General features: G+C 73.7%; 21 protein-coding genes. 11 read left to right on the top strand and 10 right to left on the bottom strand.

All coding sequences use genetic code 11. The annotated features are described in order from the left end of the window. Nucleotide 1: 1 nt before the first annotated feature. Both Asi03nite_RS29095 and Asi03nite_RS29090 read right to left on the bottom strand, forming a co-directional pair. Nucleotides 2-1,204, bottom strand: a complete 1,203-nt coding sequence (locus Asi03nite_RS29095; protein WP_239103009.1) for a hypothetical protein — start codon at nucleotides 1,202-1,204, stop codon at nucleotides 2-4. Continuing rightward, nucleotides 1,204-2,727, bottom strand: coding sequence for an alkaline phosphatase D family protein (locus Asi03nite_RS29090; RefSeq protein ID WP_203683677.1), 1,524 nt, complete (start codon nucleotides 2,725-2,727; stop codon nucleotides 1,204-1,206). The genes Asi03nite_RS29095 and Asi03nite_RS29090 overlap by 1 nt, the downstream gene beginning before the upstream one ends. Nucleotides 2,728-3,194: 467 nt before the next feature. On the opposite strand from Asi03nite_RS29090, the gene Asi03nite_RS29085 reads away from it, so the two are divergent. The 3 genes from Asi03nite_RS29085 to Asi03nite_RS29075 all read left to right on the top strand — a co-directional run bounded on the left by Asi03nite_RS29085 (nucleotide 3,195) and on the right by Asi03nite_RS29075 (nucleotide 6,254). Further along, the gene (locus Asi03nite_RS29085) at nucleotides 3,195-3,866 is read left to right on the top strand and encodes a hypothetical protein (RefSeq protein WP_203683676.1); all 672 of its coding nucleotides are present in this window, start codon (nucleotides 3,195-3,197) and stop codon (nucleotides 3,864-3,866) included. A gap of 52 nt (nucleotides 3,867-3,918) precedes the next feature. Beyond that, nucleotides 3,919-4,719, top strand: a complete 801-nt coding sequence (locus tag Asi03nite_RS29080; protein ID WP_203683675.1) for a cyclase family protein — start codon at nucleotides 3,919-3,921, stop codon at nucleotides 4,717-4,719. Nucleotides 4,720-4,865: 146 nt separating this feature from the next. Beyond that, a complete protein-coding gene (locus tag Asi03nite_RS29075; RefSeq protein WP_203683674.1) occupies nucleotides 4,866-6,254 on the top strand; it encodes a chitinase in 1,389 nt (462 codons plus the stop codon). 139 nt (nucleotides 6,255-6,393) lie between these two features. On the opposite strand, the gene Asi03nite_RS29070 is transcribed toward Asi03nite_RS29075, so the two are convergent. The 3 genes from Asi03nite_RS29070 to Asi03nite_RS29060 form a co-directional block, all read right to left on the bottom strand. Continuing rightward, nucleotides 6,394-7,557: an outer membrane protein assembly factor BamB family protein gene (locus Asi03nite_RS29070; protein WP_203683673.1), complete on the bottom strand. Its 1,164-nt coding sequence runs from the start codon at nucleotides 7,555-7,557 to the stop codon at nucleotides 6,394-6,396. Nucleotides 7,558-7,656: 99 nt separating this feature from the next. After that, nucleotides 7,657-8,484, bottom strand: a complete 828-nt coding sequence (locus tag Asi03nite_RS29065) for a patatin-like phospholipase family protein (protein ID WP_203683672.1) — start codon at nucleotides 8,482-8,484, stop codon at nucleotides 7,657-7,659. 126 nt (nucleotides 8,485-8,610) lie between these two features. Beyond that, complete coding sequence (locus Asi03nite_RS29060) at nucleotides 8,611-10,881, bottom strand: putative bifunctional diguanylate cyclase/phosphodiesterase (RefSeq protein ID WP_203683671.1); 2,271 nt, start codon at nucleotides 10,879-10,881, stop codon at nucleotides 8,611-8,613. Between the two features lie 441 nt (nucleotides 10,882-11,322). Here Asi03nite_RS29060 and Asi03nite_RS29055 point away from each other — a divergent pair, with 441 nt between their 5' ends. Together Asi03nite_RS29055 and Asi03nite_RS29050 are read left to right on the top strand one after the other, a co-directional pair. After that, nucleotides 11,323-12,630 carry a helix-turn-helix domain-containing protein gene (locus Asi03nite_RS29055; protein ID WP_203683670.1) on the top strand — a complete coding sequence of 436 codons (1,308 nt, stop codon included), beginning with the start codon at nucleotides 11,323-11,325 and terminating at the stop codon, nucleotides 12,628-12,630. Nucleotides 12,631-12,642: 12 nt separating this feature from the next. After that, nucleotides 12,643-15,549 (top strand): helix-turn-helix transcriptional regulator, encoded by a 2,907-nt coding sequence (locus tag Asi03nite_RS29050; RefSeq protein WP_203683669.1) that lies wholly within the window; start codon nucleotides 12,643-12,645, stop codon nucleotides 15,547-15,549. A gap of 88 nt (nucleotides 15,550-15,637) precedes the next feature. Here Asi03nite_RS29050 and Asi03nite_RS29045 read toward each other — a convergent pair whose 3' ends face one another. The 3 genes from Asi03nite_RS29045 to Asi03nite_RS29035 all read right to left on the bottom strand — a co-directional run bounded on the left by Asi03nite_RS29045 (nucleotide 15,638) and on the right by Asi03nite_RS29035 (nucleotide 18,336). After that, nucleotides 15,638-16,546, bottom strand: coding sequence for a hypothetical protein (locus tag Asi03nite_RS29045; RefSeq protein WP_203683668.1), 909 nt, complete (start codon nucleotides 16,544-16,546; stop codon nucleotides 15,638-15,640). Nucleotides 16,547-16,790: 244 nt separating this feature from the next. Beyond that, nucleotides 16,791-17,678 carry a phosphotransferase family protein gene (locus tag Asi03nite_RS29040; protein WP_239103008.1) on the bottom strand — a complete coding sequence of 296 codons (888 nt, stop codon included), beginning with the start codon at nucleotides 17,676-17,678 and terminating at the stop codon, nucleotides 16,791-16,793. 40 nt (nucleotides 17,679-17,718) lie between these two features. Further along, entirely contained in the window at nucleotides 17,719-18,336 is a 618-nt protein-coding gene (locus Asi03nite_RS29035) for a GNAT family N-acetyltransferase (protein ID WP_203683666.1), read from the bottom strand. A 269-nt stretch (nucleotides 18,337-18,605) separates the two neighbouring features. On the opposite strand from Asi03nite_RS29035, the gene Asi03nite_RS29030 reads away from it, so the two are divergent. Further along, on the top strand, nucleotides 18,606-18,782 hold the full coding sequence (locus Asi03nite_RS29030; protein WP_203683665.1) for a hypothetical protein: 177 nt from the start codon (nucleotides 18,606-18,608) through the stop codon (nucleotides 18,780-18,782). Beyond that, nucleotides 18,779-19,177: a PIN domain-containing protein gene (locus Asi03nite_RS29025; RefSeq protein ID WP_203683664.1), complete on the top strand. Its 399-nt coding sequence runs from the start codon at nucleotides 18,779-18,781 to the stop codon at nucleotides 19,175-19,177. Before Asi03nite_RS29030 ends, Asi03nite_RS29025 begins: the two co-directional genes overlap by 4 nt. Before the next feature lie 111 nt (nucleotides 19,178-19,288). On the opposite strand, the gene Asi03nite_RS29020 is transcribed toward Asi03nite_RS29025, so the two are convergent. Further along, nucleotides 19,289-20,083, bottom strand: a complete 795-nt coding sequence (locus Asi03nite_RS29020) for an ATP-grasp domain-containing protein (RefSeq protein ID WP_203683663.1) — start codon at nucleotides 20,081-20,083, stop codon at nucleotides 19,289-19,291. A 115-nt stretch (nucleotides 20,084-20,198) separates the two neighbouring features. Between Asi03nite_RS29020 and Asi03nite_RS29015 the strand changes: the two genes are divergently transcribed. The 4 genes from Asi03nite_RS29015 to Asi03nite_RS29000 all read left to right on the top strand — a co-directional run bounded on the left by Asi03nite_RS29015 (nucleotide 20,199) and on the right by Asi03nite_RS29000 (nucleotide 23,762). Beyond that, a complete protein-coding gene (locus Asi03nite_RS29015) occupies nucleotides 20,199-21,170 on the top strand; it encodes an efflux RND transporter periplasmic adaptor subunit (RefSeq protein WP_239103007.1) in 972 nt (323 codons plus the stop codon). Then, entirely contained in the window at nucleotides 21,167-21,877 is a 711-nt protein-coding gene (locus Asi03nite_RS29010) for an ABC transporter ATP-binding protein (protein ID WP_203683662.1), read from the top strand. Before Asi03nite_RS29015 ends, Asi03nite_RS29010 begins: the two co-directional genes overlap by 4 nt. Then, nucleotides 21,874-23,166 carry an ABC transporter permease gene (locus Asi03nite_RS29005; RefSeq protein WP_203683661.1) on the top strand — a complete coding sequence of 431 codons (1,293 nt, stop codon included), beginning with the start codon at nucleotides 21,874-21,876 and terminating at the stop codon, nucleotides 23,164-23,166. The genes Asi03nite_RS29010 and Asi03nite_RS29005 overlap by 4 nt, the downstream gene beginning before the upstream one ends. Before the next feature lie 62 nt (nucleotides 23,167-23,228). After that, nucleotides 23,229-23,762 carry a hypothetical protein gene (locus Asi03nite_RS29000; protein WP_203683660.1) on the top strand — a complete coding sequence of 178 codons (534 nt, stop codon included), beginning with the start codon at nucleotides 23,229-23,231 and terminating at the stop codon, nucleotides 23,760-23,762. A 468-nt stretch (nucleotides 23,763-24,230) separates the two neighbouring features. On the opposite strand, the gene Asi03nite_RS28995 is transcribed toward Asi03nite_RS29000, so the two are convergent. Then, complete coding sequence (locus Asi03nite_RS28995) at nucleotides 24,231-24,755, bottom strand: hypothetical protein (protein WP_203683659.1); 525 nt, start codon at nucleotides 24,753-24,755, stop codon at nucleotides 24,231-24,233. Nucleotides 24,756-24,933: the final 178 nt, after the last annotated feature.

Here is a 24,933-nt window from a genome sequence, read left to right as displayed (position 1 = left end):
GTCACCAGTCGCTGTCGGTGGCCCCCACTCCCAGCATGATCTGGTCGAACAGGTTGCCGTCGCTGTCGTCGGTGTACGCCACCGGCACCTCGCCCCACGCCGACACGGCCACCGCGAACTGATCCTGCCGCCCGGCGGTGGTGCCGGTCAGGGTCTGCGCGCCGAGCCGCCCGTCGAACGTGCCGTCCGGGTTGATCCCGCGCACCCAGCCGTCCACGCCGGACACCGTCCAGCCGACCGCCGCGTCCGCCTGGTCGTCCAGGCCCACCGTGGGCGCCGCGGCGCCCGCCGTGGCCGACACCTCGACCTCGTTGTGCCGGGCGGCGCCGGCCGCGGTGAACGACCGTGCCCACACGCCGTTCGTGCCGGTGTGGTCGGACTCCCAGGCGAGGACGAGGTCGCCGTTGAAGTTCGCCGCGATCGCCGGCCGGCGCTGCTGCCCGTCGCCGGAGGCGTTGGCGGTGCGGCGGCTCAGCGTCACCGCGCCGTTCGCCCGGGCCAGCCGGACCAGCCCGATGTTGTCGTACCCGTTGGCGTCGGCGTCCTCCTCCCAGACGACCGTGGCGTCCCCGGAGGCGGAGACCGCCACGTCCGGCCGGTGGTGGGCGCCAGTGGTCTGCGAGGCCGTCACCTCGTAAGCCTTGGTCGTGGCGGCCGTGTAACCGGCGGCCCGGACCGTCACCGCGGAGCCCTGGGTGTCCTCCCAGACGACTGTGAAAGCCACAGCGGAGGCGCTGCCGGAGGCGCCGTCGGGGTCCACCGCGACGCGCGGCACCCGCTGGTCGCCATCGGTGTTCGCGTTGGCCCGGCCGGACGCCAGCACGGTCCCGGCCGGGGACACCACCCGGTACGGGATGTTGAACGCGCCGTTGCCGTCCGGGTCGTCGGCCCACACCACCACCGCGTTGCCCCGGTCGTCGAGCGCGACGTCCGGCGTGACGTGCTTCCAGTTCACGCCGCTGGCGCCGCCGCCGGACAGCTTGATCTCGTAGACCGGCGCGCCGTCGTCGAACAGGCGCAGGTAGATCTCGGAATGCGTGTCGTCCTCGGGCGCGCTGGTGTCCCGGTCGTCCTCCCAGACGACGGCGACCTGCCCGGTGCGGTTGGCGGCGATCGCCGGAGCGTCCTGGTCGCCGGTGGCGACGCTGTTGGCGGTGCTGAACGTGACCAGAGCCGTGGAAACAAGCGCGACGAGCGGCATCATCAGAGGGCCTCCAGCCCGGGCACACCATCCAGGACGGCGAACGATTTCAGGGTCGAGACGGCGGCGCCGTGCTCGCTCACCGCGGCCACCGAGCGGAAGTCCGCGCGGACCTGTCCGGGACTGATCGTGGTGAGCGTGTATCCGCGCCGGGCCGAGTAGAACTTCAGGTGCGGATTGGTGGCGGCATTCGGGATGGTGGTGGTCGCGCTGCCGTCACCGCCGGAGGCGATCGAGGTGCAGACCAGCTCGGTGCCGATCACCGCGGAGTTCGGCTCGGCGTAGTCGGCGAGCAGGTTGTTGGCCCACGCGGCATGCACATCCCCGGTCAGGACCAGAGGATTTCGTACGTTCCGGTCGCGCCACCCCTGCTGGATCCGCGACCTCGACGCCCGGTACCCGTCCCAGGCGTCCATGCTCGCGGCGCCGGTCGCGTCGAACTGCCGCGCGAAGAACACCTGCTGCCCGAGGATGTCCCAGGTGGCGTTCCGCTGCGCGAGCCCGTCGAGCAGCCAGGCCTCCTGCGCCGCGCCGGTCAACGTCCGGGTGGCGGTGTCCGCTGCCGGGCACACCTTCCAGCCGTCACCGCACGCCTGGTCGTCGCGGAACTGCCGGGTGTCGAGCATGTGGAACGTCGCCAGCAGTCCCCACCGCACGCGCCGGTAGAGCGGGATGCTGTTCCCGCTCGGCGCCTGCGCCGGCCGCAGCGGCATGTTCTCGTAGTACGCGCGGTACGCGGCGGTGCGCCGGGCGGTCCACTGCGCGTCGGTCAGCGCCGGGCTGCTGTCCGCGCGCACCAGGTTCGCGTAGTTGTTCTCCACCTCGTGATCGTCCGGGACCACCAGCCACGGCGCGACGGCGTGCGCGGCCTGCAGGTCCGGGTCGCTCTTGTACTGCGCGTACCGGCGCCGGTAGTCGGCCAGGCTGACGATCTCCGCGCCGGCGTGCTCGCGGACCGACCCGGTGGTGGCCGCGTCCTCGTAGATGTAGTCGCCCAGGTGCAGGATCAGGTCGGGCCGGTCCTCGGCCATCCGGCGGTACGCGGTGAAATAGCCGGACTCGTAGTGGGCGCAGGACGCGAACGCCATCCTCAGGTCCCGGCCGAACGCGCCGGTCTGCGGCGCGGTGCGGGTGCGGCCGGTCGCGGAGATGTGGCCCTGGGCGCGGAACCGGTAGTAGTACTCGGCGTCCGGGGCCAGCCCGCCGGCCACCACGTGCACCGCGTGGGCGTCGGCGTACCGGGCGGTCACCGAGCCGGACGCGATCAAGGCGGTGAACCTGTCGTCGGCGGACACCTGCCAGTCGACGGTGACGTCGGCATCGGGCATGCCGCCCTGGCCGTCGGCGTTCAGCGGGGACGGGGCGAGGCGGGTCCAGAGGACGACGCTGGAGGAGTCCGGTTCGCCGGAGGCGATGCCGAGGGTGAACGGGTACGGCACGGCGGCGCGCGCGAGGGACGGTACGGCAATCGATCCGGCGGTGGCCAGGCCGCCGAGCACGAACACCCGGCGATTGATGACTGTCATAGTCTTGTACCCTAGGCGGGGTCACGTGAACTATGGGTGACCGTCGATCGATATTGTGATCTGCGAATTCTCGGCGCGGCGTGCGCGACGGTGTCCTGAAGGGACTCGGCGGGCGGCGGCGCGGGCCGGTCGCGGCGCATCCCCGTGGTCGCCGCGATATCGCCCTGCAGGCCGTCCCGCGATCGATCGCCCACAACGCCCTGGTCGTCGTTTCCCGGCCCGGTCCGGGGCGGCCAGCCCCGGCCGGGGGTGGTGGTTGCTGCCGGAGCCGGTTGGGGCCATCTGGGTGTGTGCGTGGCCGGGAGTGATGGCTGCTTCCGGCACGGCGTGACGGGGATCAGCTCGGCGGGTGCCGACAGGGTGCTGGAGCGGTACGACGTGGTGGCGTGTGGCAGGTGCCGCGGCGACCGGCAGGATCGTGGGCGGAATCTCTTTGGCGCGGACGGTGGCGTGCCGATGGTCGGGCCATGACCGAGCAGGTGGACCGCTTCACGCTGACTACCGGCCCAGACGGGCGGGGGCTGCTGACCTTGGCGCTGCGGCGCCACCCCACGGCGGACGCCGATGGTTTCGCGCGGGCCCAGCGTTACTGGGCCTGCGCTCCCGCAGGCGCGCAGCCGCGCTGGCTCGCGCTGGCCGCCGGACCGGCCGCGAGCGGTCCGCACCGTCCGTGCGAGCACGCCGAGGACGGGCAGGAGGCGGCGGACGCCCACGCGGCCGCCGCGGTCTACCTCCCGGGCGTCGCCTGCTCCTGGTGCGGGGACCGGTGGTGGAAGCCGGCCAACCGCGAGGTGGTCACCAGGTACGTCCTCACCGGACTCACCGGCGGCTGCCTCACCTGCGGCCACCAGCCGAGCAGCCCGGAGGCGGCGGCCGCGCCGAGGTCCGCGCCGCCGAAGTCCGCGCCGCCGAAGTCCGCGCCGCCGAAGTCCGCGCCGCCGAAGGCGCCGTCCCGCGCCGACTTCGGCCCTCCGCAGACGGTGGACGCGCGTATCCTGCCCTCGGTCACGGTACGCCTGGACGGCGAGGCCGCCGCGATGCTCTGGACCGCCACCGGAGGAAACGACCTGATGATGTCGATCCTGCTGGGTGACCTGGTGATCCGCAGGTTCGGCACCGGGTTCGAACGCATGGCCTGACCGTCCGGGGACGGGCCGCGCCGGGGCCGGTCCGCGCCGTACAGTCCCGGATATGTGCATCGAGGAGAACAAAGCCGGCGGCCTGACCCGCCGGGCCGCGCTCTTCGGCGGCGCAGGCGTCGCCGCGTCCGTCGCGTTGACCGATCCGGCCCAGGCCGCGGCGGGCCACCACGGGCCGCTGGATCTCACCTACCCGCTCGGGCCGGCGTTCCCGGCCTTCACGCCGGGGGAGGAGGCGGCCCGGCGGACCGCCACCACGATCCCGGCCGACGGCTACTACATGCAGCAGTGGCGCGTGCTGGAGCACGTCGGCACGCACGTCGACGCGCCCGCGCACTTCACCACCGGCGGCCGGACGTCGACCGAGCTGCACCCCTCGGAGCTGCTGCTCCCGGCTGTCGTGGTGGACATCGCGGCCCGGGCGGCGCGCGACCCGGACACCGTCGTGACCGTCGACGACCTGCGCGCGTTCGAGCGCCGGCACGGGCGGATCCCGGACGGCGCGGCGGTGCTGATGTACTCCGGCTGGGGGGCCAAGGTGGGCGACGCCGGCGCGTACCGGGGCGCCGACAGCGCGGGAACGCTGCACTTCCCCGGCTTCGGCACGGACGCGTGCGAGTGGCTGCTGCGCAGCCGGAGGATCCGGGCGCTGGGCGTCGACACGCTGAGCATCGACCCCGGCAGCTCGGCGACGTTCGACACGCACCTGGCGCTCACCGGCGCCGACCGTTACGGCATCGAGAACCTGGCCAACCTGGGCCGGCTGCCGCGCCGGGGCGCGACGATCTTCGTGGGCCTGATCCCGTACGAGGGTGGGTCCGGAGGCCAGGCCCGCGTCCTCGCCACCTGGTAGCGCGAGCGGCGGCGCCCGGGAGAGCCCGCGCCGGGAGTGCGGGCGGCGGCGCGGAGCCGATCACCTGACGCCACCGCCGCGATCGCGCGGCGCGACGATCGCGCCCGCCCCTTTACATCTTCAGTTAACAGTCCTAATAATTGCGCATGCGTCGATCCGTCCTCCTCGCGGCCGCGGCTGCTCTGGCCGCTGCGTGCTCAACCGTCTATGTCGCGGCCACCGCGAGCGCCGCCGTGGCCTGTGCTCCGGCGTGGAGCGCCACCACTGCCTACGTCAAGGACAACGTCGTCTCCAAGGGCGGCAACAACTACACCGCGAAGTGGTGGACCCAGGGCGAGGACCCGGTCCTCAAGAGCGGCCAGTGGGACGTCTGGGCCAACAACGGCGCCTGCGGCGGGACCGGCAACCCCTCCCCGTCGGTGACCAGGCCCAGCTCCTCCCCGTCGCCCTCGGCGTCCGCGTCGCCCACCCCGTCCACCTCGCCGGGCACGCCGCCCCCGGTGGGCGGGCTGCCGAAGCACGCGCTGATCGGCTACCTGCACGCCAGCTTCGCCAACGGCTCCGGCTACCTGCGGATGGCGGACGTGCCGGCCGAGTGGGACATCATCAACCTGGCCTTCGGCGAGCCGACCAGCGCCACCTCCGGCGACATCCAGTTCCGGCTCTGCCCGGCCACCGAGTGCCCCGGCGTCGAGTCCGACGCGGAGTTCGTCGCGGCGATCCGGGCCAAGCGCGCGGCCGGCAAGAAGGTGCTGCTCTCCATCGGCGGCGCCAACGGCCAGGTGCAGCTGACCACCACCGCGGCCCGGGACAGGTTCGTCAGCTCGGTCGGCGCGATCATCGACAAGTACGGCCTGGACGGCGTCGACGTCGACTTCGAGGGCCACTCGCTGTCGCTGAACACCGGTGACACCGATTTCAGGAACCCGACCACCCCGGTGATCGTCAACCTGATCAGCGCGTTGAAGTCGCTCAAGGCCCGGTACGGCGCGGGCTTCGTGCTGACCATGGCCCCGGAGACGTTCTTCGTCCAGCTCGGCTACCAGTATTACGGCTCCGGCCCGTGGGGCGGCCAGGACCCGCGCGCCGGGTCGTACCTCCCGGTGATCTACGCCCTGCGCAACGACCTCACCGTGCTGCACGTGCAGGACTACAACTCCGGCTCGATCATGGGCCTGGACGGCCAGTACCACTCGATGGGCGGCGCGGACTTCCACATCGCGATGACCGACATGCTGCTGGCCGGTTTCCCGGTGGCCGGCAACACGGCGAACATGTTCCCGGCTCTGCGCGAGGACCAGATCGCCTTCGGCGCCCCCAGCTCGGTCAGCGCCGGCAACGGCTACGTCGCGCCGGCGGCCGTCCAGCAGGCGGTGAACTGCCTGGTCAAGGGCACGAACTGCGGTTCCTACGCGCCGCGCAGCGGCACCAACCCGAATTTCCGCGGCCTGATGACGTGGAGCATCAACTGGGACAACTTCTACTCGTGGGAGTTCAAGAACAGCCACGAGCCGTTCCTGAACGCTCTCGGCTGACCCGCCACGACCCGGCGGGCTGGCACCAGCCCGCCGGGCGTCCGCGGAGCACGTGACGGCGCGGGCGCGCGGCAGCCGCGGGGCCCGCGCGGTGCGGCCCGGCGGCGCGCGAACCGGACGCGGCCGGGTCCGGACCGGATCAGGGACCGGCCGCGGTGAAGGCGCGCAAGGTCGCGCCGTCGGTGGTGTAGAGCCAGCCGTGCGCCACCACCGCACGATCCGGGCCGCCCGCCTCGTGGACCGCCGCGGGCAGGTCGGACGGGGTGCCGGTGGCCGGGTCGAGAGCCTCCAGCTGCCAGCCGGACTCCTGGGTGCTGTGGCTGATCCAGATCACCCCGCCGGCCACCGTCGGCAGCAGCCCGGCGCCGAGCCGCCACAACGGCTCGCCGGTGGCCAGGTCGACCGCCACCACCGTCTCCGGCTCGTCGGCGTCGCCGGTGTAGATCCGGTCGTGGTCGATCGCCGGCAGGCCTCCCAGGCCGGCCCGCCGCCAGACCACCGTCCCGGAGTCGGCGCGCACCTTGAGCAGCTGGGTGTCCTCGTCCACCAGGAAGAACCGGCTGGACGGGTCGGCGGCGTACCCGAACCAGTCCTTGCCGGTCTCCCAGACCTGGTTGCCGGTGACGATGTCGGCGGCGAGCACGCCGCCGCCGTCCGGCCGGGAGAGCAGGATCCTGCCGTCGGCGACCGGCCACTGCGGGTCCACGCCGAGCCGCTGCCAGGCCGGGTTTCCGGTCGCCGCGTCGAACGCCCAGGCGCCGGCGGTCGTCGCGTCGTTGCCGCCGGCGACCACGATCCCCTGGTCGAGCAGCAACCGCCCGGCCGGCGCGGCCGACGGGACCGGCTGCCGCCACCGTACCTCGCCGGACGCGGTGTCCAGCGCGACCAGCTCGGCGCCGGTGTCGCCGCGCAGGTAGGCGAACAGGCTCGCCCCGTCGGTGGCCAGCACGGGCGGCGGGCCGGCCGAGGCGAACCGCCACTCCGCGTCGCCGGTGGCCGCGGTGTAGGCGCCGATCCCGGTGCTGTCCGCGACGAACAACTGCGAGCCGGCGACGATCGGGGCCTGCAGCTGGGTCGCGCCCGGCGCGGTGGCTACCGACCAGCGCCGCACCAGGCGCGGCAGCGTGCCGGCGGTGATCTGGTACTCGTCCGGGTTGAAGGCGTCGTGTGTGGCGTCGTGACCGTCCTGCGTCCAGTCCGCGGCGCCCGGGTGAGGCGTTGCGGCCAGGGCGGGGCCGGCGGCGAGCAGGACCGCTACGGCGGCGGCCAGCCCCGTCCCGATCGAACGCGAGGTGCGAGACATATCCGGCAGGCTAGGCCGATTCCGGCGGCGCGACCGGAGAACCGCGAGATGCGTCCCGCGCGCGGGGCCGCCGGGGAGATCCCGGAACGGGCCTTCGGATCAACACCAGATCGGGCGTACGGCCCCAGCCAGCTCCTCGCCCTGCCGGAGCCCCGCCCGGACCGCCGCGGGACGTCGCACCGGATCCATCACGTCCGGCCCGAACGCCTCGAGCGCGGCCGCGTCCGGCTCGATCAGCAGCGTCTTGCCGGCCCCGGAGGCCGCCATCTCGGCCACGATCCGGTCCCGGTCGAGCGCGGCCATCGGCGCGATCACGACCAGCCGCTCCGCCCCGGCGGCGAGGTCCGCTCCGGCGCCCAGCCGCACGCCGCCGTCCATGTACCGCCGCCCGCCGATGGTCACCGGCGGCATCAATCCGGGCACCGCGCAGCTCGCGGCCACGGCGTGCGGCAGGGGAGCGCCGGACGCCGCGTCCAGCACGCGGTCCTGCCCGTCGGCGGTGTCCACGACCACCAGCCGCAGGTCACCGGCCGGCCACTCGTGGACCGGCAGCAGCCCGCCGATCCGCGCCAGCCAGCTCGCCTCGTCCTGGGTGGACGCGGCCAGCGCCATCGCACCCACCCGGGCCCGGGCCTCCCGCGGGGGCAGGGACGGGTCGAGCAGCACCGACAGGCTGGCCAGCCAGGAACCCGGACGCGGCGCGGGCCGCCCGCCCGGCCGGGCCACCTCCTGCTGCTGCGCGTGCACCGCGGCCTCCAGGTCGGCGCCGGCCGCGACCAGCGTGCCCACCACCGATCCGGCCGACGTGCCGATGACGGTGCCGGCGTCGGTGAGGGGGACGCCGGCCCGCTGGAGTCCACAGAGCAGTCCGAGATGCCAGGCGATGCCGGTCACGCCACCGCCGCCGAGAACGAGAGTCTTGGTCACGTTCCCGAACGGTAGTGAGTGCGGGCGGCGAGCGCCATGCGTGCCGCGTGCCCGGCCGGCGCCGTCCGGTCCCGGCCCGGGGCCACCCGATCGGACGGGGCCCCTCCTGGCCTGGCCCGGTGGGGATCAGGCATCGACGGACATGCCGGCCGCGTGGGCCGTGAACCATTCGTCGAAGTCGGCGGCCGGCATCGGCCGAGCGTAGTGGTAACCCTGCGCGACGTCGCAGCCCAGCTCACGCAGCGCGGCGACCGCGGCCTCGTCCTCGACGCCCTCGGCCACCACCGACAGTCCCAGGTTGTGCGCCAGCGTGATGGCGGTGCGGACCAGCACCGCGTCGCCGTGGCTGTTCGCCATGGCCTGCACGAACGACTTGTCGATCTTCAACTCGTCGACCGGCAGGTGCTGCAGGTACGTCATCGACGAGTGCCCGGTGCCGAAGTCGTCGATGGACAGGCTGATCCCGCCGTCGTGCAGGGCGCGCAGCACGGTCAGCGCCCGGTCCGGGTCGGCCATCGCCACACTCTCGGTGATCTCCAGCTTCAGCAGGTGGGCCGGCAGCCCGGTGCGGTACAGCAGCCCGAAGACCTGCGCCGTGAAGCCCGGGTCGAGCAGACAGCGGGTGGACAGGTTGACCGCCACCGGGATCGGCGTTCCGCGCTGCGCCCAGATCTTCGCCTGCCGCACCGCCAGCTCCAGCACGTGGCTGGTCAGCGGGTGGATCAGGCTCGTCGACTCGGCCGTCGGGATGAACACGTCCGGGAACACCCGGCCGCGCTGCGGGTGCTGCCAGCGGATCAGCGCCTCGGCGCCGGTGACCCGGCCGGTGGCCAGCGAGACCTTCGGCTGGTAGTGCAGCGACAGCTGGTCGTCGGTGCCGATCGCACGGCGCAGGTCGCCGAGCAGCTCCAGCCGGCTCGCGGTGTTCCCGTCGTGTGCCGGATCGTACTGCTGCACGCCGCTGGCCTGCTCCTTGGCCAGGTGCAGCGCGGCGTCGGCGTGCCGCAGCAGCGTCTGGGCGTCGGCGCCGTGCTCCGGGGCGGCGGCCAGGCCGGCGTTGGCCTCCACGTCCACGTGGAAATCCTCGATCAGGAACGTCCGGTGCAGCTCGGCGAGCAGCGTCTCGGCCGTGGCGCGCGCCTGCGCCAGGTCCGCGCCGGGCAGCAGCACCGCGAAGTCGTCGGCGCCGCCGATCCGGGCCACCGTGGCCCCGGCCGGCGCGGCCTCGGCCAGCCGCCGGGCTACCTCCTTGAGCAGCAGGTCGCCGTGCCGGTGGCCGAGCACGTCGTTGACGTTGCGGAAGCCGCGCAGGTTGACGATCAGCGCCGCGGCGGGTCGACCGCCGCGCAGGGCGGCCTGGGTGCGCTCGGTGAACAGGGCCCGGTTCGGCAGGCCGGTGAGCGGGTCGTGGGTGGCGGCGCGGCGCACCGACCGGGAGTGGCTGCGCCAGCTCAGCCCGGAGATCAGGATGGTGACCAGGGCGCCGAGCAGCAGCGCCAGCGAGCCGACGCTGAACCCGCGGGTCCAGCCCAGGCCGTAGACCGGGGCGGAGACGGCGACGTACCAGTCGTTGGCGTTGTTCAGGGTGGCCGGCAGCCGCTGGAACGCTACCCGGCGGTCGGCCAGCGTGGTCATGCCGGCCAGGCCGCCGTGCACGGCCAGCGGGGCGAACGTCCGGTCGCCGTTGCCGCCGGCGGTGGTCTCGGCCCGCGAGTCGACCAGGACGTTGCCGGTCCCGGCGTCGATGATCGACGCGGCGCGGCCGCCGCTGGTCGCCGGCATCCGGAAGCTGTCCAGCGCGATCTCGAAGTGCACGATGCCGGTGTGCCCGTTCGCCGTCACCACTATCGAGTTGGAGATGACCGCGTTGTGGGTGTCCGGCGACTCGTACGCCTGGGTCTGGTAGACCCGCTCCGGGCCGAGGTTCAGCGTCGGGTTGAAGTACGGGGTCTTGCTCTCGTACTGCCGCAGGCCGGCGGCGGTGGTGGGCAGCCCGTCGACGACCCGGGCGATCTGCCGCCCGTCGCCGTCGACGAAACATGCCTCACCGACCCGGCCCGGGTAGAGCTGCTCCAGGTAGGCCAGGGCGTCCTGGACCCGTTGCAGCAGCGGGCCGCCGGCGGCGATCTTCTCGGCGGTGGTGCCGGGCGCCTGGAAGAAGTCGATGAAGACCGGGCTGTCGGCGAGCACCTCGGCGATCGCGCGGGACTGCTCGAAGTAGTTCCGGACCGCCGCGACCTGTTGCCCGAGCGTGAGGTCGAGCGCGTGGTCCTGCGTCGCCACCTGTTTGTCGCGGGCCGCGAGCGCGCTGGAGAACACGCTGAAGACCAGCACCAGCAGACCGGTGAGGAAGGCGGCGGCGCGGGCGTGACGGATCACCGCCGACCAGCCGATCATGCTCCTCCTCATGGGCGCCCAGTGCTTCTGGGCCCGAAGATCGGCCGCGACGGCCTCCGCTTGAGGCCCGGAGTCATCCGAGATTGCGGTGCCCGACCTTACCCGTACACCCGGACGCCCGGAGCCGGCGGTGCGTGCCGGCTCGACGGGTCCGTGCACCCGTGAAGAGGATCGTGCGCGGGCCCCTCCCCGACGGGCCCGCGCACGGGCCGGACGAGGCTCTGGGGCGTTGACCACCTCGCCCGGCGGAATCCATGCTGCCGGGCGCGGCTCTCGGATCGCTATCGGACCACTGTCGTCCCCACAAGCCTTAGGTAGGTGCTCGCGATCCGATAGGCAGGTGTCCGGCCCGCCGCTAGGAAGACCTTCCTACCGTACGGACGCACGCCCGGCCGACGCTGTCCCGGCAGAGCCCGAGACGGCTGTTGGGGGGGGAGTGGGATGTCCGCGACGATGCTGGCCGTGACGCGCGACGGCGCGCTGTCCGTCGATCCGCCGCGCACCGGACCGCGTCCGGGACGCGACGAGGCCGACGTCGCGATCCGGTCGATCCTGGAACACCTGTCGGCGGTGGCCCGCGGCGCCACCGGGCACGCCGCCGCGGCCGCCGCCCTGGAGATCGCCGCCGGGGTGACCTGGGACGGGCGGCGCCGGCTGCTGACCCTGGCCGCCGCCGACGCGCAACTGGCCGGCGAGCCACGGCGGGCAGCCGAGCTGCTGCGCCGGGCGGCCGCCACCGGGGAGCGGCTGCCGGCCCCGCTGATCGGGGAGGCGGTCCTGGCCGCCCGGCGGGAGATGGCGCACGGCCGGTGCCGGGCAGCCGCGCGGGGACTCGCCGCGGTCGTGGCGAGTCTCTGGGAGAGCGGGGCGGTCCGGCGGCTGCCGGCCGTGCTCGCGCTGCGCGGCTGGGCGCTGGGCCGGGCCGGGGATCTCCCCGGCGCCGCCGCGGACGCCGAGCAGGCACTCGCGCTGGCGTCACTGACCGGCGACCGGCAGGCCGTGAACCGGGCCGGGCAGGTGCGCACGCTGCTGGCCGTGCTGCGCGGGAACCCGGCCATGGACGTACCCCCGCGATCGGACCCGGTCGACATCGGCCTGGGGTTGCTCGCCGACCTGGCCCATCGGCGCACCGGGCGGGCCGGCGCGGCGCAGCCGGCCGCGGAGTTCCTGCCCGACCTGCTGGAATGCCGGCTGCTCCGGGACCGGGCGCTGAGCTCCCGGGGCCTGTCCACGTTGCGCGGGCTGGCCCGGTCGGACGCGGCGCCGATCGCGGCGAACGCGTGGCGGGTGCTCGGCCTGACCGCGCCGGACGACGCCGGCGGCTGCTTCGACCGGGCGACCCGGCTGCACGCCACGATGGAGCTGCCGTTCGACGCCGCGCGGGTGCACCTGTCGTACGGCGAGCGGCTGCGCCGCGACGGCGACCGCCGGGCGGCCCGCGACCAGCTGAGAATCGCCCGGGAATCGTTCGCACGGCTCGGCGCCGAGCCGTGGGCCCAGCGCGCCGACCGGGAGCTGCACGGCACCGCCCAGACCCGCGGCGCGGCCCGGCTCACCCCGGCGCTCACCCCCGCCGAGCTGGCGGTGGCCCGCATCGTGGCCACCGGCGTGTCCACCAAGGAGACCGCCACGCGCCTGTTCCTCAGCCCGAAGACCGTCGAGTTCCACCTGGGCCGGGTGTTCCGCAAACTCGGGGTGAGCAGCCGGGCTCAGCTCGCCCACGTCTTCCCGGAGCTGACGTGGACGTAAATACTGCTTCCTATGGCAGCGTCGAAAGGCTTCGTGGGCCGCGCGGCTCAGCTCGCGGCCCTGGCCGAGGCTCTCGACGACGCCGGCCGGGGCGACCCCCGAACCGTCCTGATCGCCGGCGAGGCAGGTGTCGGCAAGACCCGCCTGCTGGAGGAGTTCGAGGAGCGCTGCGCGGGGCGTGACCTGCTCCTCGCGCGCGGGGCCTGCGTGTCGGTCGGCGCCGGTGAGCTGCCCTACAGCCCCTGGCTGGCGGCCATGCAGGCGGTCGAAGGGGCGGTCGGCGCGGCGGCCCTGGTCGAGGGGGCACAGGGCGCGCTGTCCGCGTTGATCCCGGCGCTGTCCGACCCCGGCAGCCCGCGCGAGGGCGGGCAGCTGGCCCGGGCGCACCTGTTCTCGCTGTTCCTGGAGCTGCTCGGGCGGCTGGCCGGCAAGCGGCCGCTGGTGCTGCTGCTGGAGGACCTGCACTGGGCCGACACGTCGTCGCTGGACCTGCTGCTGTTCCTGAGCCGCAACCTGCGGCGCGTCCCGGTGCTGCTGGCCGGCACGTTCCGCACCGACGAACTGGACGACGACTCGCGGCACCGGGTGGTCTTCGGCGAGCTGATCCGGGGCCGGTCCTCGGTCTACCTGGAGATCGGGCGATTCGATCCCGCGGAGCTGGCCGCGTTGCTCCGGTCGGCGGCGGGCGACCTACCCGACTCGGTGATCGCCAAGGTGCACGAGCGTTCCGGCGGGAACGCGTTCCTGGCGCAGGAGATCCTCGCCGCCGAGCAGCGCAACCCCGGCGGCCCGGTCCCCGGTCACCTGCGCGATCTGCTGATGATGCGGGTCGACGGGCTGTCCGAGGCGGGGCAGCAGATCGTCGGGGTGGTGGCGGCCGCCGGCCGACCGGTCTCCGGGCAGCTCCTGGAAGCCGCGAGCGGCCTGTCCGGGCCGGCGCTGCGCTCCGGCCTGCGCGACGCGGTGACCAGGCAGGTGCTGGTGCGCACCAGCCAGCAGCGGTACCAGCTGCGGCACTCGCTCACCGCGGAGACGTTCTACCAGGACCTGCTGCCCGGCGAGCGGGCCGGCCTGCACCGCGCGCTGGCCGGCGCGCTGGCCGGCGCGCTGGCCGGCGCGGCCGGTCCGGACGCCTCGCCGATCGTGCAGGCCGAGCTGGCGCATCACTGGTTCCACGGGCGCAAGGACGACGACGCGCTGTTCTGGACGTTGCGGGCGGCCCGGTCGGCGGCGACCGTGCACGCCTACGCCGAGGCGCGCCGGCAGTACGGGCGGGTGCTCGACCTGTGGCGCCGCGTTCCGGACGCCGCCGGGATCTGCGAGTGCTCCTATCCGCGGCTGCTGGACGAGGCGGCCGAGGTGCTCGACTACGCCGGGGACCCGCGGCGGGCCGTGGAGCTGACCGGTGAGGCGATCCAGGTGGTCGGCGCGGACGGGGATCCGCAGGTCCGGGCCTCGCTGTACGAGCACCTGGCCCGGTTGCGGTGGCGGGCCAGCGACACCCCGGGCGCGCTCACCGCCGCCCGGCAGGCGATCGAACTCTCCGGCGCGGCCGGCGAGGTCTACGCGCGGGTGCTGATGCTCAGCGGGCACTACCGGCAGGCGCTGCGCGAGGCGTCGGCGGCGCTCACCGTGGCGCGGTCGCCCGTCGAGCGCGGATATCTGCTGGTCACGCTCGGCACGGTGCGGTTCCTGCTGGGGGAGCGGGAGGCCGGGGTGGGCCAGTTGCGCGAGGGGCTGGCGCTGGCGGAGAGCACCGACAGCAAGGAGAACATCCTCCGGGCGTACACCAACCTGACCTACTGCCTGCAGATGCTCAACAAGCTGGAGGAGGGGCTGGAGCTGGCCCGGCGCGGCTGCGATCTGGCGGCCGGCTTCGGGCTGCGGATGACCACCGGGATGGTGCTGGTCGGCAACGCCGCGGACATCCTGCTCGACCTGGGCCGCTGGGACGAGATCGAGCGGCTCATCGGGGAGGTGCTGCCGGACGAGGCGGCCGACGACCTGCCGCCGTACATCCAGTACGTACGGGCCGAGGTGTGCGTGGCCCGGGACGAGCGGGACGCCGCCCGCAAGATCCTCGACCTGGTGATGAGCCGGTCGGCGGGCAAGACCGATCAGGACTTCGTGGGGCACACCTACACCGCTGTGGCCGCCCTGGAGGTCGCGGACGGGAACTGGCGGGCGGCCCGTCGCGCGGTGGACGAGGGACTGGCGAAGCTGGGCGACGGGGAAGGCGCGTTCCCGGCCCTGCGGCTGGCGGTCTGCGGGCTGCAGGCGGCGGGGGAGGCGTTCGCCAGGCAGGCGGCGCCGGAATCGTGGCGGGGATGGGCCTCCGGCCTGGCCGGGCGGGTGACCGCGGCGATGGCGGTGCTCCGGGCGGCGGGGAACGGGCGGGCGCTGCCGGTCGCCGAGGCGCTGAACCTGGTGGCCGAGGCCGAGCTGGCGCGGGTGCGCGCAAAGCCGCAGGAGGCGGCGTGGGCGTCGGTGGCGGCGACCTGGGCGGAGCTGGGGCATCCGTACCGGGAGGCGCTGGCCCGGCTGCGGCTGGCGGAGTGCCTGCTGCGGCGGGGCGCCACCGCGGCTCTGCACCGGGAGATCACCACCGCCGCCCGGCTGGCCGCCGGGCTCGGGGCGCGGCGGCTGACCCGGGAGCTGGCCGGGCTGGCCGGGCTGGCCGGCGTGGTGCTGCAGGCGGTCCCGCCCGCGCCGGTTCCGGCCGAGCCCGCGCCGAACTGGGGACTGACCCGCCGGGAGACCCAGGTGCTGGATCTGGTGGCGTTGGGCTACACCAACGCGCGCGTCGCCCGTACCCTGGACATCTCGGAGAAGACGGTCAGCGTGCACGTCTCGAACATCCTGGCCAAGCTCGGGGTGGCGAACCGGTGGGAGGCCGCCCTGCTGCACCGCGGCGCCTGACCGCCGGGCCGGTGTCCGCCTCGGCCTCCGGCCGACCGCCGCGCCTGGCTGCGCCGGCCGACCAGATGCGGACCGCAGCGACACGGGTCTACATGATGTTCCCGCCGCGCCAGCGGTGGTTGAACGCCGGCATCCCGGCCGGGCGGTCCGACGAGCGGATGTCCTCGAGGTCCGTGTCCAGCCGCGACCGCAGCGCCGGATTCGCGTCCAGCGCCACCGACGACGTCACCGTGTAGGCCTCCTCGACGTAGGTGAGCAGGAATTCCGGCGACAGCCGGCGCACCCGGCCGGCGCTGCGGCAGAAGAAGTCGCGCCGGGAGAAGCCGGTGATGGCGACACAGTGGCTCGACAGGCTGCCCGGTGTCGCGTCGTAGACCGGGCCGTAGCCCGGCACGAACCACGAATCGCGTAGGTCTCCCCGGCTGTCCTTGATCGACTGCGGGAGGGCCAGGCCGGCCAGGACGCCGCCGAAGCGCAGCACCGCCTCGCGGAGCTGGTCGAGATTACGCGGCTCGATCTCCAGGAAGGCGCGGGCCTCCGGGAGCAGGCCGGCCAGCGGCTGGTCCCGGTGCACCCAGACCTTGAGCGCCAGCAGCAGGCTCGCGCCGAAGTCGTTGTGCGCCTCGCGACGGCCGGAGGTCGGCTGGGCGGCGGCGCGCGCCGCGAATCCCGGGGCCGCGTCGCGGTGGAACGGGGACACCTTCTCGTAGATCCGGAGGGTGTCCTCCAGCGTGGGGGCGAACTGTTCCTTCCCGGCCGCGTACCAGGCCTGGGCCAGCAGCGCCATGGCCGCCGGCACGCAGTTCTGGTAGCCGACGTCGCCGACCCGCTCGCCGGCCGGAGCGTCCACCCGCACGTCGCCGAGGTGGAACGTGCCGTCCGGCTGCAGGCCGTGCCGGTCGGTGGCCGGCAGGTCGTCGAGGTGTCCCAGGTATTGACTCATCTGCAGGGTGCGGATGTCGGTTTCGGCCGCCAACCGGCCGGCAAGAGCGTCCATCTCAACCTCCACGTCGACGGGGCGTGATGAGGTTATCGCCGGATGCGGCACGTCGTACTGCCGGATCAGCGACAGCGCAAACGTGTATCAACGGGCGCCGCCGCACCGTCCACAACGGGCGAGGGGGGAGGTGGCGCGCCGCTCGTGGGCGGGCGCGCCACCTCATGTCGCGGCGCACCCGCGACCGGTCCGGTGCGGGACGCCCGCGCCGCCGCCACGTCCCGGATCTGCGGCGCCGCCCGCCTCATCGCCCGTCACCCGGGGCCCGGCCATCGCCGGCCGCGATCCCCGCCGCCGGCTCGGATCGGGCCCGCGGCGGCGGTCCGGTCGTTGCGGGGAACACCCAGCTCAGCGCGGCCAGTGACCGGTCGGCATACCGCCGCTGCCCGGACTCGATCCCGTACGCCAGGTCTTCCAGCAGGCCGCACCGGGCGTAGAAGACAGCGCGCTCGCGCCGTGCCGGGTCCAGGCCGCTCAGCGCCGCCGGGCCGAGATCGCGGAAGAGCAGACCGAAGTCGTACGCCGGGTCGGTCAGCGCCGCGTCGCCCCAGTCGATGACGCCGGTGATCGCCCCGTCGCGCGGATCGGCCAGGACGTGCTCGATGCCCAGGTCGTTGTGCGAGAAGGCCAGCGTCTCGGGGCCGGGTGGGGGCGCGGTGCCGAGGAACCTCTCGATCAGCGGGCGGTGCCGGGCCGGGAGGTGGCCGGCGACCGCGTCGTAGGTTTCCGCGGCCTCGTCCAGCCACTCGGCCGGCGGCTGGGCGTCGGTGTCGACCAGGCCGGCCAGCAGGCTGGCCGGCAGCGTGTGCAGCGCGGCCAGGAACTCGCCGAGGGTGGCGGCGATCCGCTCCGGCCGGCCGGGCGCGGGCAGGTTCAGCAAGGGGGTGCCGGGGAGCTTGCGATACGCCAGGCAGCCGTGCTCGGCGGCGACAAAGACCGGCTCGGGGACCGGCAGCGGCGCGACGCCGCGCACCGTGGTGAGAAGACGTGCCTCGCGCTCTGTCCGGTCCGGATCAGGGGACTTGCTCAGCCGTACGATCAAGTCGCTGTTGATCTCGAACGCGGTGTGGTCCGTGCCCGCACCGATCAGGTCGATCGACTCGACCCGATAGCCCGGGAGGTGGGCCGTCACGAGACCGCGCACGTCGGTCAACGGCCGACGTCCGGCCTCCTCAGAGAGTGCCGCGGCGGGCCTCCCACATGGCGCGGGTCATCTCGTACTCCACCTCGCCGGCCTCCGTGCCGGGCAGCGGGTCGTCCCAGACCGGGTGGAAGGTCCGGACGTACCGCATGCCGATGCTCTCCATCACCCCGCGCGAGCCGGTGTTGACGGCCATGGTCCGGGCGAACACCCGGCTCTGCCCGACCGTGTCGAAAGCGTGCCGCAGCAGCGCCCGGGACGCCTCGCCGGCCAGCCCTTGCCGCCAGTACCGGCGGGCCAGCCGGTAGCCCAGCTCGGCGAGCGTCGGATCGTCCGGCTGATCGTCGCCGTGCGCCGGCGGCAGCATCATCAGGCCGACGAACTCGCCCTCGGTCTCGCCGTCCGGGGCCTCCGAGCCGCTGCGGCCGCCGTCGGCGCCGAACGCCGCCCAGAAACCGAGCCCGTCCACCTTGGTGCCCAGCGCCATCCGCTCGGCGTGCGAGGACACCACCTCGTCCCGGGTCCGGGCCCGCCCCGAGATGTACTTGAGGACCTCCGCGTCGGCGTCGAGCTCGACCTCGAGTTCGAAGTGCCGGTCGGTGAGGGGGACGAGCAGGAGACGTTCGGTGCGCAACGTGGGTTGGCCCATGTCGCCACCCAAACACAAGCCCCGCCCCGCCGCGACGGGATTTACCCGAAGGAAGGATCTCGATAATGGTGGGCGTTTCCGGACGCTGGTCGATGGAGCGCGCTGGGGGGCGACCGCCAGCAGTCGCGCCACGGGCCGCCGGTCGCGGAGTTGCCGGCCCGCGCCAGGCGTGGCGCCGGGCGGTGTCGGCCGGTGGGTCGGGTTCCGCTCGGTACGGGGCGCGGGCGCCGAGGATAGGACATGCGGCCGGGCGCGGTTACTCTGATCGCATGGAGCAGGACACCAGTTCCAAGTTGAGCGTCGAGGACATCCACGCCCGGATGGGGCTGGCCGTCACCGACGAGGGCAAGGCGCGGGCGCGGCAGCGGCGGCGCAAAGCCGAGCGGGCACGCGACGCCGAGGGCCGGGCGGCGTTCCTCGCCGGGCTGCGGTCGCGGCCCGCGTGACGCAGGGGCGCGACGCCAAGCTGGTTCTCGACACGTCGGCGATCACCGCGTGGGTGCGCGGCTCGGTGGCGGTCGGTGAGACGCTGGCCGAGATCAACGACGAGAACGGTGCGGTGATCATCCCGCTGTGGTGCCTGATCGAGGCCGGCCACAACACCGCGATGATCGAGCGGGAGCGACTGGAGCTGCTGATCGCGCATCCGGCCACGTTCCTGATCACCGATGACGCCGAGGACTGGGAAGCGCTGGTGGCGCTGCGGGCGCTGACCGGCCGCCCGGACTGCGCGTCGGCCGCGATGCTCGCGCTCGACCTGGGCGTGGACGTGATGACGAGTGATCCCCGCTGGTACAAGGGCGTGGCCGACGGACGCATCGTGCTCCGGATCGAGGAGTAGAGCAGACCATGCGGCGCCCGGACAGCGGACCCCCGAGGCGCTGATGGGCACGGGTCACCGGGGCGTCGCCGCGCGACCACCGCATGCCCGACCGCTGATCATCGCGGCACGTCACCGGGCCAGCGCGGCGATCAGCTCGGCGGCCGGCGTGGAGCGGGGCCGGTCGCTGACCTGGCCGTCGCCGATCTCGACCAGGCGCCACTCGCCGTCCGCGCGGCGGACCAGGTCCGCCGTGACGAACGGCAGGCGCAGGCCGCTGATCAGCGGCGCGAACCCGGCGACGTCCAGATCCGTCGGCGGCGGCTCGGACGGCGTGTCCGGATGCGCGGTGACCAGCCGGCACACCCCGTCGACCCACCAGGTCCGCACCTCGGCGCCGGTGAACTCCTCGAAGCGCCGCAGCACGAAACCCCCGGTGAAGTCGTCGTCGCGCAACTCCCGGAAGCGGCTCGCCACCCGCCACGCGGCGGTGGTGTCGGCCACCGACGGGACGAAGGCCGCCTCGTCCCAGTAGTGCTTCATCGACTTCGTGTAGTCGCGCAGCACCGCGGCCCCGGAGCCGAGCGAGGCGCACGCCGCCAGGAAGCCGGCCCGGTCGTCACCGCAGGTCCAGACCGATCGCGGGGTACGGGACGCCACCGCCGCATACCATCCGGGCAGTTCGTGCGCCCGCCGGTAGTCGGCCGGGCCGGTCCGCAACGCCACCCCGCGGGCGGCCAGCGCCGCGTACTCCGCGCCGGACATCATCCAGCCGCGGTAGACCACGTCGTCCGAAGCCGGCACCGGGGCGCCGTCGCCCAGCACCGCGACCTCGTGACCGGCGGCCAGCGCCGCCCGCGCCTCGTCCGCGAAGTGCTCGTCGGGCCGGCGCGGCCGCACCACGTCCCCTGGAACCAGTAACAGCATGCCCCGAGGCTAGAGCGTCGACGACAGCGGCCGGCGATCTGCGATCTTTCTGTGGGTTGCGTGTGTCCGGTACCCTTCGCCGCGCCGCTGAACGCATCGACGACGGAGGACTCGGGTGGTTGCACGCAGGCATGCCCTTCTGGGGTTGGTGGTGGTCCTCTCGGCCGCCGGGTGCTCGTCGTCCGGTGAGGCCGCGCAGACCCCGGGCCTGGCCGACCGGGGCACCGTGCTCACCACGGTCAAGCCTGCCCGGCAGGACCTCAGCAACAAGATCAGCCTGGCCGGCAAGGTCGCCATCAACCCGGTGTTCGGCGTCGTCGCGCCGGCCGACGGCGAGCTGCGCTGGGTGAGCCGGAGCCTGCCGAAGGAGCCGGACGACACCCCGGTCTGGGTGGCCAGCGTGTGGCACGGCGGCATCCCGCAGCGGGTGGAGATCCCGGCCGGTTCGGTCTTCGCCGGGCGCCTGATGGACGACCACGCCACCGTCACCAAGGGCATGCCGGTGGTCTCGGCCACCCACTCCGGGTACGGGATCGTCGCCGACATCGACAGCGCCCAGGCGTACCGGATCTCCGGCGCGGTCAGGCAGGTGCAGGCGCAGATCAAGAACGGTCCCGGGCCGTTCCGGTGCGCGGCGCTCGGGACGATCGCCGCGCTGCCCGCCGGCGTCGTGCCCGCGCCCCTGACGACGACCACGGCGCCCGCCCAGGGGCCGTCCGCCGCCCCGGCCCCGGACCAGGGCTCGCCGCCCGACTCCTCGTCCGCGGGCGGGTCGGAGCCGACCGGCATGCGCCTGGTCTGCGTGCCGCCGGCTAGCGTCAAGCTGATCAACGGCGCCGACGTGACGATCGAGCTGGTCACCGACAAGGCGTCGAAGGTGCTGGTGCTGCCGGTCGAGGCGGTCGCCGGCTCGCAGGGCCGCGGCAAGGTCGACCTGGTCGTGGGGGAGGGGCAGACCCGTAAGACGGTCGACGTCACGCTCGGCATCTCCGACGGCAAGGTCGTGGAGATCAAGAAGGGTCTGAAGGGTGACGAGACGGTCGCCATCCCCGGGCCGAACCTGCCGACCCCGGCTGTGACGCAGTGACCGAGCTGATCCGGCTCACCGGGATCACCAAGGTCCTGAAGGGGCAGAAGGAACCGCGCACGATCCTGGACGGGGTCGACCTGACCGTCCGGGCCGGGGAGAGCGTGGCGATCGTCGGCCGGTCCGGCTCCGGCAAGAGCACCCTGCTCAGTGTGCTGGGCCTCTTCGACCGGCCGGACTCGGGGACGTACTCGCTGGACGGGCGGGACATCAGCCGGCTGCCCGAGCGGCATGCCGCCAAGCTGCGCAGCTCCCACTTCGGGTTCGTTTTCCAGCGGTTCTTCCTGCTCAAGCACCTGACCGCCGCGCAGAACGTGGCGATGGCGCTGATCAACGGGCAGGGCTGGCTGCCGCGCCGGGACCGCCGCGCCCGGGTGATGGCGGCGCTGGAGCAGGTAGGCATCGCGCACCTGGCCAGGAACCGGCCGGTGAAGATGTCCGGCGGCGAGCAGCAACGGGTGGCGATCGCCCGGGCCCTGGTCCGCGACCCGCGGGTGCTGCTGGCCGACGAGCCGACCGGCGCCCTCGACACCGAGACCGGGTCGATCGTGATCGACGCGCTGCAGGAGGCGACCACCCGCGGGTGCGCCCTGATCCTGGTCACCCACGACCGTGATCACGCGGCCCGGATGGGACGCATCGCGGATCTGCGGTCCGGGGTGCTCACCGAGCGCTCGCACACTCTCTCCGCGGGACGGCTGTCGTGAGGCGTTTCTCCGGCCGGCTGAGGTCGGCCTCGATCATCGGGTTGCAGGGCATCCGGGCCCGCAAGCTGCGCACCCTGCTCTCCATGGTGAGCCTGTTCCTCGGCGTGCTGGCCGTGGTCGTGGTCCAGGCCGGCGCCGGCATCGCCGAGCGGCTCCAGCTCGCCGACCTGGAACTGCAGACCGGCATCGACGGCACCAAGGTGCTCTACGGCGTCCCGCCGGTCGCCGGCGCCGGCCAGGCCGTGGTCGACACGGTCCGGGGCCGCCCGGACGCGGTGGCCATGGTCGGCCTGACCGCTGTCGTCGGCGAGCCCGGGGTGCGCCCGGTCAACGCGGGCGGTTCCCCGTTCGACCAGAACTGGGGCGGCGCCTCGCAGATCTGCGACGCCACCGGCAAGTGCTACGACCCGAACGCCGGGCTGCCGCAGGGACAGGCCATCGAGCTGCGGCTGACCGCGCTGACCGGGGACGTCCGCGAGTTCCGGCCGTACCGCCCGCAGTCCGGCGCCTGGCTCGACTTCGCCTCCGCGCCGATGATGGCCCCGCGTCTGGTGCTGAACGAGGAGGCGGCGAAGGGCTTCGAGCGTTACCACGTCCCCGCGCAGATGCGCGTCAACGGCGCGTCGGCCGACATGACCCCGCAGCTGATCGGCGTGGTCAAGGACGGTGACCCGCAGCCGCACGGATACGTCCGGCTGGACGAGCTGACCAACTGGCTCCCGCTGGCCCGGCTCACCGACCCGAACGGGATGAGCGACATCCAGGTGGCGATGGCCGCCAGCACCCCGGTCGAGCCGGTGCTGACGGCCAAGCTGAAGGGCCTGGGCGGCGCCGACATGTCCATCGAGACGATCGACTCCCGCAAGGAGATGCAGGACCAGCTGAACCTGCTGCGCCTGATCTTCCTGGCGATGGCCGGCCTGGTCCTGGTCATCGGCGCGGCCGGAGTGCTCAACGTCGGACTGGCCACGGTCGGCGAGCGGGTCGAGGAGTTCGCGCTGCGTCGGGCGGTCGGCACACCCCGGGCCGTGCTGGCCGGGATCGTGCTGGCCGAGACGCTGCTGACCGGCCTGTTCACAGCGGCGGCCGCGATCGGGGTGAGCGTGGCAGCGCTCAAGGCCGTGACCGTCGTTCTCGGCCCGTCCGAGCCGTTCCTGCAGGGTGTCGAGTTCCCCTGGTCGGCCGGGGTGTCCGGGATCATCGCCGGGCTGGTGGCCGGCATCCTCGGTGGCTTCGTCCCGGCAATCCGGGCGGCCGGGATCCCGATCGCCACGGTGATGCGCGCGTGACCTTCCGCGCAGCCGGCGGGCCCGCCGGCTGCGCGGACTCATCGAGTCATACAGTCGACGGCGTGCACGTCGTGAGCCGCATGTCTGTCGAGGCCGCCCTGCGCGCAGCCGTCCGGCAGGTCTTCGACGACCAGCGCCAGCTGTTCACCGAGGGAGCGCACGAGCGCTCCGTGGTGTTCCACATCGCCGGGCATCTGGCCTCGTGGGTGCGGACGCAGCTGCCGTCGCTGGCGGTCGACGTGGAATACAACAGGTGGACCCGGAACGAGAAGGACTGGCTGGCCAAGAGGCTGACTCTGCCCGGGGGCACGCAGGTCGTCTATCCCGACCTGATAATCCACCGCCGCGGGAGGTCCCGACCGGCCGACAACGTGCTCGTCGTCGAGGTGAAACGGGAAGGCGCCGATCCCGAGGCGGTCCAGCACGATCTGGACAAGCTGCACGCGTTCTCACTGGAACCGTTCCACTATCAGCACGCCGTCCTCCTCGAGCTGCCCCGAGGCGATCGGACGCCGCGCTGGTACTGGTGCCCCGCGGCCCCGTCCCCCGCGGGGCCGCGGACCGGGACGCCACCGCTGGCACCGGTCTGGATCTAGCCGCGGTCAGGTACGAGGTGAGCCTCCGCACCGCCTGCACCGTCCCGTACCCCGCCGCTCCAGCCGCGCCCCCGCGCTCGGCGGCTCCCAGGTGACCGGGCCAGCCGCCGGCGTTGCGGTAGCCGCGCAGCACCTCCACCATCTGCCCGCGCCGGTGTCCGGGAACAGCGCGGCGAGCACGCGGCGTTCCAAGACCAGGCCTTCGGCCTGCAAGAACGACTCGGCGGTAGAAAGATCTGCGGTCATGCCCCGACGCCGGCCTGATCCGGCAGAGCGGCCGGGGCACGTTTGCGCACCGGCCCGGACACCGAGCCGGTGCCGTACGGGATGCCGCCCGGGACGACGCTGACCGGACTGCGCACCGAACCGTGGTCTCCTGGCACGTATGACGGGTGTGCTCCGGCCGGATCGCCGGAGCCGTCGCCCGCTACCGCACGCGCATCGACGACGCGCGCCACCTGGGCCGGATCAGCAGTAGCCGGACGGGCACTCGCCGCTGGCCAGCAACTCGTACTGCTTGCAGCGGGGACAGATCGGCCGGTCCGGCCGGGTCGCCGGCCGGGTCGCCTTCGGCGCGGCGGCGGACCGGGAGCCGGCGGCCCGCGGCGTCGCGGCGGCGCGCGGGGTCTTCGGCGGGCCGGACCGGCGCAGCTCGACGGCCTGCACGGCGGCGGTCAGGATGGCGTCATAGTTGGCGTCGATCAGATGGCTTTCGACCGAGACGAACGGGATCGGGTCGTCGGGGTCCTTCACCGTCGCGCCGAAGATCGTGGCGGCCACCTCGTCGGCCTGGTTGCGGGCCACCGCGATGTCGACGCCGCCGGGGTGGATGTGCACCGCCACGTTGCGGGCGCCCTGCGGGCGGATCTGGATGCTGCGGCCGGCCGGCTTGACGTCGACCCTGGCGCGTCCGCGCAGCTCCAGCAACAGCCGGGCCACCGAAGGCGCCGCCCCCATGCCCTCGGACTCGGACTCGGTCCCGTGCAGGTCCATCTGACTTGCCCTCCGCTTTCCACGACGGCCTGGTGATCGGCGCCCCCGCGCCGTCGGTGACTCGGCCGTCGATGCTGGAGCCTACCCGGCGTGGTGATCACCGAGTAGCAAGCGGGCCCCTCCCGGCCCCGCCGCCCCTCTCCCCGTACCCCGGAACCGGCTGGCCAAGCGGCCGAGA

The sequence above is a fragment of the Actinoplanes siamensis genome, from assembly GCF_016862395.1.
Lineage (GTDB): Bacteria > Actinomycetota > Actinomycetes > Mycobacteriales > Micromonosporaceae > Actinoplanes > Actinoplanes siamensis.
The sequence above is the reverse complement of the archived record's forward strand: the minus strand, read 5'-3'. Positions and strand labels throughout refer to the sequence as shown.